The organism is Georgenia wangjunii (assembly GCF_036421975.1).
GTDB classification, from domain to species: Bacteria; Actinomycetota; Actinomycetes; order Actinomycetales; family Actinomycetaceae; genus Georgenia_A; species Georgenia_A wangjunii.
In genome coordinates this window covers 83514-97959 of sequence record NZ_JAZGON010000006.1, presented here as the reverse complement: position 1 = coordinate 97959, position 14446 = coordinate 83514, and the positions used below count along the sequence as shown (strand labels likewise).

The following is a 14446-nucleotide window of genomic DNA, read 5'->3' as shown; positions in this document are numbered from 1 at the left end:
GCCTCGTGGTCCGCTCACATCCGGGCGGTGTCCCCGCCCATCGTCATGGCGTGGTCGGACGGGGTCGATGCGTCGTGCCAGCGCAGGATCGCGCCGACGCCGTCGGCGAGGTCGACGCTCGCCTCGTCGACGAAGGTGAAGCCCGCGCCCTGCTCGACGGCCGCGAGGCCGAGCGCCTGGTCGGCGCGCATCTCGCGCGGGTCGGTCGCGCCGAGGTCGAGCGCCTCCTGACGGCTGAGCGCCACCTGCATGCCGAACTCTCCGACCCAGAGCGTGCGGTCAGCAAAGGTCGACGGCGGCCCAGCAACGGCCTCGGTGAGGAGGAGCTCGGCGACCTGACCCCGCCGCAGCACCTCGACGACGGCGTCCAGGCCTGTCGTCGCGTTGGCATCGCGCCCGTGCTCCTCCCGGAACCGGTCGACGACCTCCTCCCGGCGGCGCATCCGGTACGCGGTCAGCGCGGCGTCGACGTGCTGGGCGAAGGCCTCCTCGTTCACGCCCTCGGCTCGGGAGCCGCCCTCGATGACGGCGACGAGCGGTCGGGCGGCACCGCCGAGGTTGTCCCGCACGAGCGGCACGGCGCGGACGTCGCCGGTGAGCAGCAGAAGCTCGGGACGTCGGCGGGCGACGGCCCGGTCGAGCTCGGCCGCCACCGCCTCGGCGTTGCGCTCCCACGAGTCCTCGGCGCGGGCCTGGATGCGGCGGGTGGCCATCCCCTGCGAACGGACCTTGTTGAGGACGTCGTGGCCACCCTCGACCGTCGAGGTGCCGTCGTCGAGGGTGAGGTCGAGGGCCGCGTTCTCGTAGAGCGTCAGGTCGGCACCGGAGCGGTCGATCTCAACGAGGAGGTACCGCACGGTCTCGTCCGCCACCCGGGCCAGTGTGAACGCCGCCGCGCCGCCTCGGCAGACGATGGCCTCGTCCGTGGCCGGCGGGCCGGCCAGGGCCCGGTCCACGAGAACACCTGCGCTGCCGGCGACGATGACGCGGCCGTGCTGGCCGCTGACGTGCGTCGGTATCTCGACGCGTTCGCCGATCGCGGCGACCGCCGCGGCCGGTGCGCCCTGGGCCTCGAGGGTGCGGCGCAGGTCGCGCCAGCGGGTGAGGACGGCCTGGGCACCGGACTCGCTCTCGCGGGTGCCGTCGAGGACGATCGTGACGACGTCCTCGTCGGCGGGCAGGAGACTCGTGAGCCACTCAATCTGCATGTGAAGTGCACCTCGCTCGTAGGTGGGGATGAGTCCTTCCCACCTTGGGCCAGATCGGCCCGTCGCGCATCCGTTACGGGCGACCGCGCGCGGTGCCGGTGGCGTTCAGGCGCTCTTCTCGCGCGGCGGGCGGCGCTTGCCGGGCTGCTCACGCGGAACGAGGGTCGGGTTGACGTTCTCGAGGACGACCTCGCGGGTGATGACGACCCGCGCGACGTCGTCGCGGCTCGGGACGTCGAACATCGCCTCCCGGAGGATCTCCTCCATGATCGCGCGCAAGCCGCGCGCCCCGGTCCCCCGCAGGAGGCCCTGGTCGGCGATGGCCTCGATGGCGTCGTCGGTGAACTCGAGCTCGACGCCGTCGATCTCGAACATCCGCTGGTACTGGCGCACGAGGGCGTTGCGCGGCTCCGTGAGGATCCGCACGAGCGCGTCGCGGTCGAGCGGCGAGACGGTCGCGATGACGGGCAGGCGGCCGACGAACTCGGGGATGAGCCCGAACTTGTGCAGGTCGGCCGGGCGCACCTCGTCGAAGACGTCCGCCTCGGCATCGGTCGAGCGCAGCGACGCCCCGAAGCCGATGCCGCGCCGTCCGGCCCGGGAGGTGATGATCTCCTCGAGGCCCGCGAAGGCGCCCGCGACGATGAACAGGACGTTCGTCGTGTCGATCTGGAGGAACTCCTGGTGCGGGTGCTTGCGCCCGCCCTGGGGCGGCACGGAGGCCTGGGTACCCTCGATGATCTTGAGGAGGGCCTGCTGCACGCCCTCGCCGGACACGTCCCGGGTGATCGACGGGTTCTCGCTCTTGCGGGCGATCTTGTCGATCTCGTCGATGTAGATGATGCCCTTCTCGGCCTTCTTGACGTCGAAGTCCGCGGCCTGGATGAGCTTGAGGAGGATGTTCTCGACGTCCTCGCCCACGTACCCGGCCTCGGTGAGGGCCGTGGCGTCGGCGATGGCGAAGGGGACGTTGAGCATCTTCGCCAGGGTCTGCGCGAGGTAGGTCTTGCCCGTGCCCGTGGGGCCGATGAGGAGGATGTTCGACTTCGACATCTCCACGGCGTCGTCCCCGGGCGCCTTCTCGGCGGCCTGGACGCGCTTGTAGTGGTTGTAGACGGCCACGGCGAGGGAACGCTTGGCGGGCTCCTGCCCGATGACGTACTCCTCGAGGAAGTCGAAGATCTGGCGGGGCTTGGGCAGGTCGACGAGGCCGAGCTCGCTGGCCTCGGCCAGCTCCTCGTCGATGATCTCGTTGCACAGCTCGATGCACTCGTCGCAGATGTAGACACCCGGACCGGCGATGAGCTTCTTCACCTGCTTCTGGCTCTTGCCGCAGAACGAGCACTTGAGCAGGTCCGTACCCTCAGCAGTACGCGCCATGCCTACCCCTCCTCACGCTCGTCCCGATGCATCTCATTGCACACTATGGCGATCTTCCGCGCACCGCCGCAGGCGGCCCGGAGTGTCGGCGGCCGGCTCCCTCACGCCTCGAGCTGCGGGAGGGTCTCCGGCTTGCGGGACTCGAGGACCTGGTCGACGAGCCCGTACTCGAGCGCCTGCTGCGCTGTGAGGATCTTGTCACGCTCGATGTCCCGGCGGACCTGGTCCACAGGGGTGGTCGAGTGCGCCGCGATCGTGTGCTCGAGCCACTCGCGCATCCGCAGCACCTCGTTCGCGTGGATCTCGATGTCCGAGGCCTGCGCGTACCCGCCACCCTCGAGCGCGGGCTGGTGGATCATGACGCGCGCGTTCGGCAGCGCGAGGCGCTTGCCAGGGGTGCCCGCGGCGAGGAGCACCGCGGCGGCCGAGGCGGCCTGCCCGAGGCACACCGTCTGGATCTGCGGCTTGATGTACTGCATCGTGTCGTAGATCGCCGTCAGCGCCGTGAAGGAGCCACCCGGGGAGTTGATGTACAGCGTGATGACGCCGTCCGGGTCCGCGCTCTCGAGGACGAGGAGCTGGGCCATGACGTCGTCCGCGGACGCGTCGTCGATCTGCACGCCGAGGAAGATGATGCGGTCCTCGAAGAGCTTCGTGTAGGGGTCCTGCCGCTTGTACCCGTACGCCGTGCGCTCCTCGTACTGGGGCAGCACGTAGCGCGACGAGGGCGAGAGCGGCGCGGTGGACGCGGGGAACCCGCGGTTGAGTCCGCCAGCCTGGGCGAGGAAACGAGGGTCGGTGCTCACATGTGCTCCTGGGGTCGCAAAGGTCGGTAAGAGGGGCGCGTGCGCTACGGCGTCGCGGTTCCGCCGCCGCCGGAGACCGAGGCCGCGTGCTCGACGACGTGGTCGATGAAGCCGTACTCGAGCGCCTCGGGAGCGGTGAACCAGCGGTCGCGGTCGGCGTCGGCGTTGATCTGCTCGACGGTCTTGCCGGTCTGCTGGGCCGTGAGCTCGGCGAGGACCCGCTTCATGTGGAGGATGAGCTCGGCGTTGATGCGGATGTCCGTCGCCGTGCCGCCGATGCCGCCCGAGGGCTGGTGCATCATGACGCGGGCGTGGGGCGTGGCGTAACGCTTGCCCGGCGCGCCGGAGGAGAGCAGGAACTGCCCCATGGAGGCGGCCATGCCCATGCCGACCGTGGCGACGTCCGGCTGGACGTACTGCATCGTGTCGTAGATGGCCATGCCGGCCGTGACGGAGCCGCCCGGGGAGTTGATGTAGAGGAAGATGTCGCGCTCGGGGTCCTCCGCGGCGAGGAGCAGCAGCTGGGCGCAGATGGTGTTCGCGTTGTCGTCGCGCACCTCCGAGCCGAGCCAGATGATGCGCTCCTTGAGCAGGCGGTTGTAGATGTGGTCGTTGAGGGCGAGGTTGCCGCCCTCACCCCTGGCAGTCTGCGGCGTCTGGCTCACGTACACGCTCCTCGTCTCTCTCGTGCTGGCACCGACGTACCGAACGGATCGCGGCGTCGGCACGGGCGTCCAGCGACACTAACCCCGACCGGGCGCCCGGCAGTCCCGTTGTCCGTGGGTTTCGCTGTTGGCGCACGCCGGCCCGGGCGCACCGGCCCCGGACGCACGGGAGGCCCGCGCCGGACGGCGCGGGCCCCTCGTGGCGTGCTGGGTGGTCAGCTCTTGGCGGAGTCCGCCGAGGCCGCCGACGGCGCGCTCTCGGGCGAGTCCGGGCTGTCGGGCGAGTCGGCGCTGTCCGCGGACCCGGCGCTGTCGGCCGAGTCCGGGCTGTCGGGAGAGTCCGCCGAACCGGCCGAGCCGGAGCCGGCGACCGCGGCCTCGGCAGCGACCTTGGCCGCGGCGTCCTGCTCGTCCGAGCCGATGAACTCGCTCAGGTCGAGCTCGGCGCCGGCTGTGTCCTTGACCGTCGCCTGGCGCAGCGCGACGGCGAGGGACTTCGTGCGGGCGAGCTCGCCGACGAAGACGGGGATCTGGCCCGCCTTGTCCGCGCTGGAGATGAACTCGTTCGGGTCCATCCCGTACTGCTGGGCGTTCGACAGGAGGAACTGGATGAGCTCGTTCTGGCTCACCGAGACCTCGAGCTTCTCGGCGAGGGCGTCGAGGAGGAACTGCTCACGCAGGAGGCTCTCGGTCTCCTCGCGGACCTCCTCGCCGTGCGGGTCGTCCTCGGCCTTGCCCTCGGCCTCGAGGTGGTTCTTGATCTCGGCGTCGACGACGCGCGTCGGCACGGGGAAGTCGACGGCGTCACGGAGGTGCTCGAGCATCTTGTCCCGGGCCTGGACGGCCTGGTTGGACGCCTTGTCCTTGGCGACCTGCGTGCGCAGGTCCTCGCGGAGCTCCTCGATCGTGTCGAACTCGCTCGCCAGCTGGGCGAACTCGTCGTCGACGGCGGGGAGGTCGCGCTCCTTGACGGTCGTGGCGGTGACCGTGATGTCGGCCTCCTCGCCCGCGCGCTCGCCGCCGGCGAGGGCCGCGGTGAACGTCGTCGTGTCGCCGGCGCTGAGGCCGGTGAGGGCGTCGTCGAGCCCCTCGAGCATGTTCCCCGCGCCGATCTGGTACGAGACGCCGGAGACGGAGTCGACCTCCTCCTCACCGATCTTCGCGGTGAGGTCGATGACGACGAAGTCGCCGTCGGCGGCCGCACGGTCGACGCCGACGAGAGAGCCGAAGCGCTCGCGCAGCGCGTCGAGGCGGGCGTCGACGTCCTCGTCGGTCACGTCGACGGGGTCGACGGTCAGCTCGAGGCCCTCGAGCTCGGGGAGCGTGATCTCCGGGCGGATGTCCACCTCGGCGGTGAAGACGAGCTGGCCACCGGGCGTGCCGGACGTGGCCGGGATCTCGGTGACGTCGACCTCGGGCTGGCCGAGGGGCTTGAGCTCGGCCTCGGTCACCGCCTTGCGGTAGAGGTCCGGGAGGGCGTCGTTGACGGCGTGCTCGATGACGGCTGCGCGTCCGACCCGCTGGTCGATGATGCGTGCGGGCACCCGTCCCTTGCGGAATCCGGGCACGTTGACCTGCTCACCGATGTGGGAGTAGGCGTGGTCGAGGCTCGGCTTGAGCTCGTCGTACGACACCTCCACGGTCAGCTTGACCCGGGTGGGCTCAAGGTTCTCGACGGCGCTCTTCACTGCGGTGCTCTCCACTCATCGGATTCCGGGGACACCCTCGCCGTGGCGAGGGACGATCGTGCGGTCGGCGCGCGGGGCGCCTCGGCGTGCGGCTGGACCCGCACCGCTGGCGCGGGCCGAGACGGGCGGCGCGCACAGACCCGGCCATCGTAGTGCACGCCTTAGCACGTCCGCGCGGCGGCGGCCGGGAAGGCGGGCGCCGCCGGGCGGTCCTGCGGGACGGTGCCTCGCGGCAGTCGTGGTCGGGGTGGCGGGATTCGAACCCACGGCCTTCCGCTCCCAAAGCGGATGCGCTACCAAGCTGCGCTACACCCCGTCGCCGAGGAGTCTAGGCCAGCGGGAACCGCCGGTCGGTGCGCGGCTGCTCGATGCACGGCGCGCAGGGCGTTAGACTTTGACCCGTGCCGGCTGCGATGCTGGCTCACGCGGGTGTAGCTCAATGGTAGAGCCTCTGCCTTCCAAGCAGATGGTGCCGGTTCGATCCCGGTCACCCGCTCCAGCACTCCTCGGCGGCCGCAACGACGCGGCCCCTCCCCTCGCTCGCACAGCCCGCGCCCAGCCCTGCGAACGACGAACGGCCGCCACCTCCGAGGAGGCAGCGGCCGTTCGTCCGTCCGGGGAACCGGCGAGGATCAGTCCTCGACGAGCATCCCCTTCTGGTAAGCCTTGGCCAGGCGCCGGGGCACCTGGATCTCCCGGCCCTGCACGCGGACGGCGACGAGCTCGGTGAGCTGCGCCTTCCACTGGGACCGGCGAGAGCGGGTGTTGCTGCGGGACATCTTGCGCTTCGGAACTGCCATGTGCCCTGCCGCTCCTTTCGTGGTCGAGACGATTGCCGTCGTATATCTTGCCACGGCCACGGGCCTGGTGACGAACCCGACCTCGCGGGCTCGCTGTGAGGTTCCCCGCTCGCCGCGCCGCGGTCCCGACCGTCGTGGCTGCGGCACCGCCTCGCGCCGTGCGGTTCCCCGCCCGGCGCCGCTCGCGACGATACTCGGTCCATGCCCGAGCCCACCCCGCCCGAGGTCCGCACCCTCGCCCGCGGGACGACCGCCACCGAGCTCGAGGTGCGTCGCTCGCGCTTCATCACGTGGCTGCGGCGAGCCGACGACGAGGCCGCGGCCCGCGCGCTCGTGGCCGACGCGCGCGCGGCGTTCCCGGACGCCCGGCACCACTGCTCGGCCTTCGTCGTCCGCGTGCCGGGGGCCAACCTCGTCGAGCGCTCCTCCGACGACGGCGAGCCCGCGGGCACCGCGGGGATGCCGATGCTCGAGGTGCTGCGCGGCAGCGGCCTCGTCGACGTCGCCGCCGTCGTCGTCCGGTACTTCGGCGGGGTCAAGCTCGGCACCGGCGGGCTCGTGCGCGCCTACTCCGACGCCGTCCGCGGGGCGCTCCAGGCGGCGCCCCGCGTCGCGCTCCAGCGCCTGGGCCTGTGGGACGTCCACCTCCCCCACGCCGAGGCCGGTCGCGTCGAGGCCGAGCTCCGCGCCCGGGGCGTCCTCGTCCACGACGTCGGCTACGGCCCGCAGGTCCGTCTCACCCTCGCGACGAACGACGACGCCGCGCTCCGCTCCTCGCTCGCGAGCCTCACCGGCGGTGCGGGCGAGCTGATCGACGCCGGGGAGACGACGACGGAACGGCCCGTGCGGTCCTGAGGGACCAGGATGGCAGCGACCGTCGGCACGAGAAGGAGGACGCATGGACGACCGCTACGAGCCCTTCGTCCCGGCTCCCGCTGACGGCGTCACGGCCGAACGACGGTCGTCGTGGTTCCCGTGGCGCGACATGTCCGTCTGCGTCGAGCACGTCGGCGCGCCCGACGCCCCCGTGCGGCTCGTCCTCCTCCACGGAGCCGGCGGCAACGCTGCCGCGATGTGGCCCTTCGCCTCCCGGTTCGCGGCGCTCGGCGCCCACGTCACGGTCCCCGACCTCCCGGGCTACGGGCTCACCCGCGTCGCCGACCGCGCCGGCGTCCGGTACGAGCACTGGCGGGACGTCGTCGCCGACCTCGTGCGCGCCGAGGCCGACGACCGGCCGCTCGTGCTCCTCGGCGCGAGCATGGGCGGTCTCCTCGCCTACGACGTCGCGGCCGCCACCGGGCTGGCCTCCTCGCTGGTCGTCACCTGCCTGCTCGACCCGCGCGAGCGGGACGTGCGCGCCCGGCTCTCGTGGCACCCGCTGCTCGGCGCGCTCGCCGGTCCCGTGCTCCACGTGGCCGCGGGGCCGCTGGCGCGCGTGCAGGTGCCGATCCGCTGGATCGCCGACATGCGTCACATCAGCAACGACCCCCGGCTCGTGCGCGCCGTCGTCCGGGACCGCGCCGGCGGTGGCGGGCGGATGCCGCTCGGCTGGATGCGCAGCTTCCTCGAGTGGGTGCCGGCCGTCGAGCCGGAGGAGCTCACCGGGACACCGGTGCTCATGGCTCACCCCGCGCTGGACCGGTGGACGCCCCTCGCGATCAGCGCGCGGTTCTTCGACCGCATCGCGGCGCCCACGGAGCTCGTGCTGCTCGACGGGGCCGGCCACTTCCCGGTGGAGCAGCCCGGCTTCGACCAGCTCCTCGCCGCGGTCGCGCGGGTCGTCGGGGGTCTCACGCACCCCGATGCCGCTCCGGCCGCGGTCCCGGCCTGAGCACGGAGACCTCACGGGGACGGCGTAACGCCTCGCCGGCGGCCAGTGCCGTTCTACGGTGAACGCCATGGCAGAGCCGCAGCGGTGGTACCCCGACGCCGGGAGGAGCCGCTTCCACGGGGTCGCGGTGGTCATCGGCGTCGTCATCCTCGTCTTCGCGGTCTACCGGGTGGTCGCCTACCCGCACGAGGACCGCAACGACGGCATCGCCACCGTCCTGTTCTTCCTCCAGGCAGCCGCCCTGCTCGGCATGGGCGGAGGCGGGCGGCGGACGTTCGTCGAGGCGGACGACGCCGGTATCGCGGTGGCGAACGGCTGGTGTCCGCGCCAGATCCCGTGGGGCGACATCACCGAGCTGCGCCCGAACGTCCCGTACTCGTGGGCCACGCTCGTCGTCGTCCGCCGCGACGGCACGGAGGTGGAGCTTCCGCTGCCCGCGGACCACCGCGGCCTCCTCGACCGGTGGGAGGCTGTGGCGTCCCACCGGGAGCCCCCCGCACCCTGAGGCGTGCCGCGGGAGACATTGCCAACACGTTGATCGGTCCGGGGCCGTGGTTTAGGGTTCAAGAAGGTGTCAGCCCCGGCGCGGAAGGAGAACGCAGCAGCGATGAGCGCGCTCGCCGTCCCCACCTCCGCCCCCTGCGGCTGCCGCACCTGTCTGTAGAGCGCCCGGCTCTACCGTGCGGCGCTGCCGCATGCCAGGCGCTCCCCCGGCCCCCGCGAGGACGCGGCGCGGTCCCACCCAGCGACACCCCACCCCCCTACCTGCGAAGGATCGATCCATGGCACGCATCTACGACGACGTCACGGCCCTCATCGGCCGGACCCCGCTCGTCCGTCTCAACAGGGTCACCGAGGGCTCCAAGGCCACGGTCCTGGCCAAGCTCGAGTTCTACAACCCCGCCAACTCCGTCAAGGACCGCATCGGCGTCTCGATCGTCGACGCCGCCGAGCAGTCCGGCGCCCTGACCCCCGGCGGAACGATCGTCGAGGCGACGTCCGGCAACACCGGCATCGCGCTGGCGATGGTCGGCGCCGCCCGCGGCTACGACGTCGTCCTCGCCATGCCGGAGACGATGAGCAAGGAGCGCCGCGCCCTCCTCCGCGCGTTCGGTGCCGAGCTCATCCTCACCCCCGGCTCGGAGGGCATGAAGGGCGCCGTCGCCAAGGCCGAGGCGATCGCCGCCGAGCGACCCGGAGCCATCCTCGCCCGCCAGTTCGCCAACGAGGCCAACCCGGCGATCCACCGCAAGACGACCGCCGAGGAGGTCTGGAACGACACGGACGGCGAAGTCGACTACTTCGTCGCCGGCATCGGGACCGGCGGCACCATCACCGGTGTGGGCCAGGTGCTGCGCGAGCGCAAGCCCGGCATCAAGATCGTCGCGGTCGAGCCCGCCGAGTCCCCGATCCTCAACGGCGGCCAGCCCGGTCCGCACAAGATCCAGGGCATCGGCGCGAACTTCGTCCCCGAGATCCTCGACACCGAGGTCTACGACGAGGTCATCGACGTCAACCTCGAGCAGGCGACGGTGGTCGCTCGACGCCTCGCTGCGGAGGAGGGCATCTTCGCCGGCATCTCGTCCGGCGCCGCCGTCCACGCAGCCCTGGAGATCGCCGCCAGGCCCGAGGCCGCGGGCAAGACGATCGTCGTCATCATCCCGAGCTTCGGCGAGCGGTACCTCTCCACCCCGCTCTACAGCGAGTTCGCCGACTGACGTGCACGACTCGGACGTGCGGTTCCTCGACCTGCTGCGCGAGGACCTCGAGGCTGCGCGCCGCGGTGACCCCGCCGCGCGCAGCCTCGTCGAGGTCGCGCTCGGGTACCCGGGCGTCCACGCGCTGTGGATCCACCGGCTCTCGCACCGCATGTGGCACGCCTCGCCGCTCCTGAAACTGCCCGCCCGGCTCATCTCCCAGCTCGCGCGCGCCCTCACCGGCGTCGAGATCCACCCCGGTGCCTCGCTCGGGCGGCGCCTGTTCATCGACCACGGGATGGGCGTCGTCATCGGCGAGACCGCCGAGGTGGGCGAGGACGTCGTCCTCTTCCACGGGACGACGCTCGGCGGGCGGTCGATGACCCACGGCAAGCGGCACCCTACGGTGGGCGACCGCGTCACGATCGGCGCGGGTGCGAAGGTGCTCGGCCCGGTCCATGTCGGCGACGACGCGCGGATCGGCGCCAACGCCGTCGTCGTCAAGGACGTCCCCGCCGGGGCCGTGGCGGTCGGCGTACCAGGCCGGGTGCGCACGGCCCCCGTCGGTGACGTGGACCCGTTCGCGGACCCTGCGATCTACATCTAGCGCGACGGCGGCGGGCTCACAGGCGTCGGCGCGGCCGGCGAGCGCTGCGTCGGCCGCGTGGTCCCGGCGACGTGACGGGGCGGGGCGCCCGGATCCTGGCGCCCCGCCCCGGCAGCGGTCAGTGACGGCCCGACGACGCGCGGAGGGTGACGATCTTCCCCGCGCCGAAGGCGTCGGTCGAGACGTACAGGCGCCCGTCGGACCACTCGACGCCCGCCGGCTGGTTGAGCGTCGCCACCGTGGAGACCTTGCCCCGGCGGGAGATCGCGGACACCTCGTTCCCGAACAGCTCCGCGACGTAGACGGTCCCGTCCGGAGCCACGGCGAGGTTCGTCGCGCCGGCGAAGCCCCGCGCGAGCAGGCGCACGCGCCCGCTCCACGGCTCGACGGTGTAGACCGAGCCGTTGGCCCCGAGGCTGCCGTCCTCGGGACCGCCCGGGAGGGTCGAGACGTAGAGCAGCCCGTTGCGGCCGACCTCGACGTCGGTGGGCACCGACTCGAGCATCATGACGTGCCCCGCGACGCACGGGTCGACGCCGTTCGCCTCCGCCATCTCGGCCGTGATCCGCACGGGGGTGCCGGGCAGCACCGCCACCGTGCGCACCTTCCCCCACCGGTCGACCTTGAGGACGGCGTTCGCGGCCGCGTCGGCGACGTAGAGCTCGCCGCCGACCGTGACCGAGCCGTACGGGTGCGAGTCGACGAGGCCCTGGTAGGGCGCGAGGGGGCCGGGCGGGAGCGTCGCGAGGCACTCGGGGCTGAGCCCCTGGAACCCGTAGGTGGTCCGGCCGTCGGGGTTCTTCGTCGCCTCGTGGTGGTCGAGGTCGGCGATCTGACGCACCCGCCCGTTGGGCGAGCGCTGCTTGATGACGGCCGAGAGCTCTCCGCCCTCCTCCGTCGGGTAGGCCGTCTCGGCCCACGTGAGCGTGCCCCGGTGGGTCGAGACCGCCGCGATCTCGATGCCGTGCGGACCGACGAGATCACGGGACCGGCCCCGGTGGTCGATCCGGGTCAGCGCCCCGGCGAACGCCTGACCGACGTAGAGGGTGCCCGGACGCTCGACGTCGAACGTGAGCGGGCTGACGAGGTTCTCGGCGACCGTCACCGGGCGGTCCGGCCGCGGGTGCGACCCGTGGGCGGCGGCGGGCGGGGCGAGCGCGAGCCCGAGCGCGAGGGCGCCGGCGGCGCCGAGAGCGAGCGGCTTCCAGGAACGTTGCATGGGTTCTCCTCCTCGAGACCCGGGGTACGCCCGGAGTGGGCGTGGACGCACGCTAGTGCGCGGCGCCCGGCGGGCGACATGCCTCATCGGGCAGCTGACCAGGCGCTCTCGCCTGCCGTCGGGCACCCCGAGCGGGCACGACCGAGGCGGCGCGCGACGAGGCGGCGCGGGGCGCGGGCGAAGCAGCGCGGGCCGACAAGCGCCGCGGGAGAAGCGGGGCGGGGTGCGGCTCAGGCGCCGGTGCGGGGCGCGCGCTGGCACCGCGAGCACCAGTAGACCCGGCGCGTCGCCATGTCCGCCTCGCTGACCGGGGTGCCGCACACCCGGCACGGCAGCCCGCCGCGGCGGTAGACGTACCAGCGGTCCTCCGGCCCGCCCCGGTCCTCGGGGCGGGTCGTGTCGATGCGCCCGGTCGCGACACCGTCGGCCATGAGGACCTCGAGGTCGGCCCACATCTCGCGCAGCTGCGCCGCGGGAACGTTCCGGCCGAGGCGGCGAGGGTGCACCCGCGCCCGGTAGAGCGCCTCGGCCCGGTAGATGTTCCCGACGCCGGAGATGACCGCCTGGTCCATGAGCAGCTCGCCGACGGCACGGCGGCGGGCGCGCACCGCCGCGACGAAGGCCTCGCCGTCGCCGTCGGGGCGCAACGGGTCCGGGCCGAGCCGCGCGTGGACGGTGGCCTTCTCCGCCGAGGTGATGACCTCGCACGCCGTCGGCCCGGTGAGATCGGCGACGCCGTGGCGCCCGACGAGGCGGACCCGTACCGCCCCGCGCGGCTCGGGCGGCTCGAACTCCTCCGCGGTGGTACCTGCGGCGCCGCCGGACGCGGCCGCGTCGCCGGCCCCCGGGGTGGTCGCCGCCGGGCCGAGGTCCGGCAAGGGGGTCTCCTCCTCGGCCACGCGCCGGCGCGGCGCACCGATGGCGTGCGGGGCGTGGAAGGTCGCGTCACCGGCGAACGTCCACGAGCCGTAGAGGCCGAGGTGGACCCGCAGCCAGTGCAGGTCGACCCCGTCGTCAGGACCGTCGTCGCCACCCGGACCGTCGTCGCCCGGATCGACGCCGGCACCCGGGAAGGCGTCGTCGGTGGCGCGCTCGCCGCCGTGGCCCGCGGTCTCTTCCTGGGCCGCGCTCGCGAAGCCGAGGAAGAGGTGCTTGCCGTGGGCGTCCGTGCGCACGAGCCGGCGGCCGTCGAGCAGCGCAGCGCCGGCCGCGAACCGCCCCTGCGGGGAGCTCGCCGCGAGCACCTCGCCACCGAAGAGCTCGTCGAACGCGAGCGCGAGGCGGTGGATGGAGTGGCCCTCAGGCATCGTGCGCTCCTGCTTCTGAGTCGGTGGCCGGGTCCACCGGGTCGGTGACCGGGTCCCACACGGCGCGCGCGAGGTCGACGGCGGCGCGGTGGGCGAGGAGCGGCGTGCCCTCACGCGCGTACATCGGCGTGGCCCGTGCCCACAGGGCGGGCGGGAGCGTCCCGTCGGCGCGGACGACCCGCCACCACGCGACCTCCTGGCCGGACCGGGAGAGCACGGCACCGACGTGCCGGGCGGCGCCGCGGCCGGTGCGCAGACGGACCGCCTCCGCGATGAGCCCGTACGTCGTGGCGCGCCCCGGGGGCACGTGGGCGGCGGTCTCGAGCACCATCGCGCTCACGCTCCCGGGCCGCTCCACCGGTCCATCATGGCAGCGCGCCTCCGCGGCGCACGGCCAGGCGGGTCGCACCCCGGGCCCCGCCGCACCGCGCCGTGGGCGCCGCCACACTCCTGGGCGACGCCGGTGCGCCGCCTATGATCGGGGGGACATGAGCAACGAGACCCACGCCCCGGCGGGAGCCCCCGCAGCCGCTGCCGCCGCCGACCCGCACGCGTGCGCGCACTGCGACAGCTCCGTCCCCCACTCCCACCGCGACGTCCGCGAGGCCGTCACCACCGCCCGGACCCGCGCCCGGCGCGATGCGCTCGTACGGGCCGGCGTCGCCGCCGTCCTCCTCGCCGGTGCCCTCGTGGCCGCGGGTACAGCCGTCGGCGCGGGCTGGGCGCTCGTGGTGCTCGCCGTCACGGTGGCGGGGTGGGCCCTGAGCACCGCCGTCGGCGTCGTCGTCGCCGGCGCCTACCGGGCGCGGACGTCGGACGCCCGGGCCCTCGTCATCGCCTCGCTGACCGCGGCGGCGCTCACCCCGCTCGTCGCGCTCGCCGTCGCCCTCGTCGGCCCGCGCCACCTCGTCCTCGCGCTCGTCGCGGGGGCGGGGTGGCTCGCGTGCACGGCGGCGGTCGAGGTCTCGCGCGCCCGCACGTGGCGCACGCTCCTGCTCGAGCCGGGGCGCGAGGGCGAGACGGCGCGGGCACGCGCCGTCTCCGAGGAGGAGCCTGCGGGCGGTCACGCGCGCTGGTTCGCCACGGGCGTCGTCGTCGGGGCGTTCGTCGTCGCCCTCACCCTCGTGCCGGTGGCCGTCGTCGTCCTCGTGCCCCTCGCCGTCGTCCTCGCGGCCGTCTCGGCACGCCCGCCCGCGCGGTAATTCCCTCGCCCGCGCGGCGCCGTCGCTGGCATCCTG

At 73.4% G+C, this 14446-nt stretch carries 15 protein-coding genes and 2 tRNA genes; 7 read left to right on the top strand and 10 right to left on the bottom strand.

Translation table 11 applies throughout. The features are described 5' to 3' along the window. Window positions 1-14 precede the first annotated feature (14 nt). The 6 genes from V2J63_RS10600 to V2J63_RS10575 all read right to left on the bottom strand — a co-directional run bounded on the left by V2J63_RS10600 (window position 15) and on the right by V2J63_RS10575 (window position 6063). Window positions 15-1208 carry a baeRF2 domain-containing protein gene (locus V2J63_RS10600; protein ID WP_331231004.1) on the bottom strand — a complete coding sequence of 398 codons (1194 nt, stop codon included), beginning with the start codon at window positions 1206-1208 and terminating at the stop codon, window positions 15-17. A gap of 105 nt (window positions 1209-1313) precedes the next feature. Beyond that, the gene (gene clpX, locus V2J63_RS10595) at window positions 1314-2588 is read right to left on the bottom strand and encodes an ATP-dependent Clp protease ATP-binding subunit ClpX (protein ID WP_331231003.1); all 1275 of its coding nucleotides are present in this window, start codon (window positions 2586-2588) and stop codon (window positions 1314-1316) included. A 101-nt stretch (window positions 2589-2689) separates the two neighbouring features. After that, window positions 2690-3394 carry an ATP-dependent Clp protease proteolytic subunit gene (locus V2J63_RS10590; protein WP_331231002.1) on the bottom strand — a complete coding sequence of 235 codons (705 nt, stop codon included), beginning with the start codon at window positions 3392-3394 and terminating at the stop codon, window positions 2690-2692. Window positions 3395-3438: 44 nt separating this feature from the next. Then, window positions 3439-4059 (bottom strand): ATP-dependent Clp protease proteolytic subunit, encoded by a 621-nt coding sequence (locus tag V2J63_RS10585; RefSeq protein ID WP_331231001.1) that lies wholly within the window; start codon window positions 4057-4059, stop codon window positions 3439-3441. A gap of 215 nt (window positions 4060-4274) precedes the next feature. Then, window positions 4275-5747, bottom strand: coding sequence for a trigger factor (gene tig, locus V2J63_RS10580; RefSeq protein ID WP_331231099.1), 1473 nt, complete (start codon window positions 5745-5747; stop codon window positions 4275-4277). A 239-nt stretch (window positions 5748-5986) separates the two neighbouring features. Further along, window positions 5987-6063 (bottom strand) — tRNA-Pro (locus V2J63_RS10575). 109 nt (window positions 6064-6172) lie between these two features. Between V2J63_RS10575 and V2J63_RS10570 the strand changes: the two genes are divergently transcribed. Next, a tRNA-Gly gene (locus V2J63_RS10570) sits at window positions 6173-6246 on the top strand. A gap of 133 nt (window positions 6247-6379) precedes the next feature. Here V2J63_RS10570 and rpmF read toward each other — a convergent pair. Further along, window positions 6380-6547: a 50S ribosomal protein L32 gene (rpmF, locus tag V2J63_RS10565; protein ID WP_331231000.1), complete on the bottom strand. Its 168-nt coding sequence runs from the start codon at window positions 6545-6547 to the stop codon at window positions 6380-6382. Window positions 6548-6748: 201 nt separating this feature from the next. Here rpmF and V2J63_RS10560 point away from each other — a divergent pair, with 201 nt between their 5' ends. From V2J63_RS10560 to epsC, 5 genes are all read left to right on the top strand, one after another. After that, window positions 6749-7402, top strand: a complete 654-nt coding sequence (locus tag V2J63_RS10560) for an IMPACT family protein (protein WP_331230999.1) — start codon at window positions 6749-6751, stop codon at window positions 7400-7402. 43 nt (window positions 7403-7445) lie between these two features. Next, window positions 7446-8378, top strand: a complete 933-nt coding sequence (locus tag V2J63_RS10555) for an alpha/beta hydrolase (protein WP_331230997.1) — start codon at window positions 7446-7448, stop codon at window positions 8376-8378. Window positions 8379-8445: 67 nt separating this feature from the next. Next, window positions 8446-8883 (top strand): PH domain-containing protein, encoded by a 438-nt coding sequence (locus tag V2J63_RS10550; protein WP_331230995.1) that lies wholly within the window; start codon window positions 8446-8448, stop codon window positions 8881-8883. Between the two features lie 277 nt (window positions 8884-9160). Continuing rightward, a complete protein-coding gene (gene cysK, locus V2J63_RS10545; RefSeq protein ID WP_331230994.1) occupies window positions 9161-10096 on the top strand; it encodes a cysteine synthase A in 936 nt (311 codons plus the stop codon). Window position 10097: 1 nt separating this feature from the next. Next, a complete protein-coding gene (epsC, locus tag V2J63_RS10540; RefSeq protein WP_331230993.1) occupies window positions 10098-10682 on the top strand; it encodes a serine O-acetyltransferase EpsC in 585 nt (194 codons plus the stop codon). Window positions 10683-10800: 118 nt separating this feature from the next. Here epsC and V2J63_RS10535 read toward each other — a convergent pair whose 3' ends face one another. From V2J63_RS10535 to V2J63_RS10525, 3 genes are all read right to left on the bottom strand, one after another. Continuing rightward, complete coding sequence (locus V2J63_RS10535; RefSeq protein WP_331230992.1) at window positions 10801-11901, bottom strand: ScyD/ScyE family protein; 1101 nt, start codon at window positions 11899-11901, stop codon at window positions 10801-10803. A gap of 230 nt (window positions 11902-12131) precedes the next feature. Next, window positions 12132-13208 carry an Fpg/Nei family DNA glycosylase gene (locus V2J63_RS10530; protein WP_331230991.1) on the bottom strand — a complete coding sequence of 359 codons (1077 nt, stop codon included), beginning with the start codon at window positions 13206-13208 and terminating at the stop codon, window positions 12132-12134. After that, complete coding sequence (locus V2J63_RS10525) at window positions 13201-13566, bottom strand: MGMT family protein (protein WP_331230990.1); 366 nt, start codon at window positions 13564-13566, stop codon at window positions 13201-13203. The genes V2J63_RS10530 and V2J63_RS10525 overlap by 8 nt, the downstream gene beginning before the upstream one ends. 130 nt (window positions 13567-13696) lie before the next feature. Here V2J63_RS10525 and V2J63_RS10520 point away from each other — a divergent pair, with 130 nt between their 5' ends. Continuing rightward, a complete protein-coding gene (locus V2J63_RS10520) occupies window positions 13697-14410 on the top strand; it encodes a hypothetical protein (protein ID WP_331230989.1) in 714 nt (237 codons plus the stop codon). Window positions 14411-14446 lie beyond the last annotated feature (36 nt).

Excerpts from the sequence above, each read along its gene's own strand:
- V2J63_RS10600 (WP_331231004.1), bottom strand. The coding sequence starts at position 1,208 with ATGCAGATTGAGTGGCTCACGAGTCTCCTGCCCGCCGACGAGGACGTC.
- clpX (WP_331231003.1), bottom strand. The coding sequence starts at position 2,588 with ATGGCGCGTACTGCTGAGGGTACGGACCTGCTCAAGTGCTCGTTCTGC.
- rpmF (WP_331231000.1), bottom strand. The coding sequence starts at position 6,547 with ATGGCAGTTCCGAAGCGCAAGATGTCCCGCAGCAACACCCGCTCTCGC.
- V2J63_RS10560 (WP_331230999.1), top strand. The coding sequence starts at position 6,749 with ATGCCCGAGCCCACCCCGCCCGAGGTCCGCACCCTCGCCCGCGGGACG.
- V2J63_RS10555 (WP_331230997.1), top strand. The coding sequence starts at position 7,446 with ATGGACGACCGCTACGAGCCCTTCGTCCCGGCTCCCGCTGACGGCGTC.
- V2J63_RS10550 (WP_331230995.1), top strand. The coding sequence starts at position 8,446 with ATGGCAGAGCCGCAGCGGTGGTACCCCGACGCCGGGAGGAGCCGCTTC.
- cysK (WP_331230994.1), top strand. The coding sequence starts at position 9,161 with ATGGCACGCATCTACGACGACGTCACGGCCCTCATCGGCCGGACCCCG.
- V2J63_RS10535 (WP_331230992.1), bottom strand. The coding sequence starts at position 11,901 with ATGCAACGTTCCTGGAAGCCGCTCGCTCTCGGCGCCGCCGGCGCCCTC.
- V2J63_RS10530 (WP_331230991.1), bottom strand. The coding sequence starts at position 13,208 with ATGCCTGAGGGCCACTCCATCCACCGCCTCGCGCTCGCGTTCGACGAG.
- V2J63_RS10520 (WP_331230989.1), top strand. The coding sequence starts at position 13,697 with ATGAGCAACGAGACCCACGCCCCGGCGGGAGCCCCCGCAGCCGCTGCC.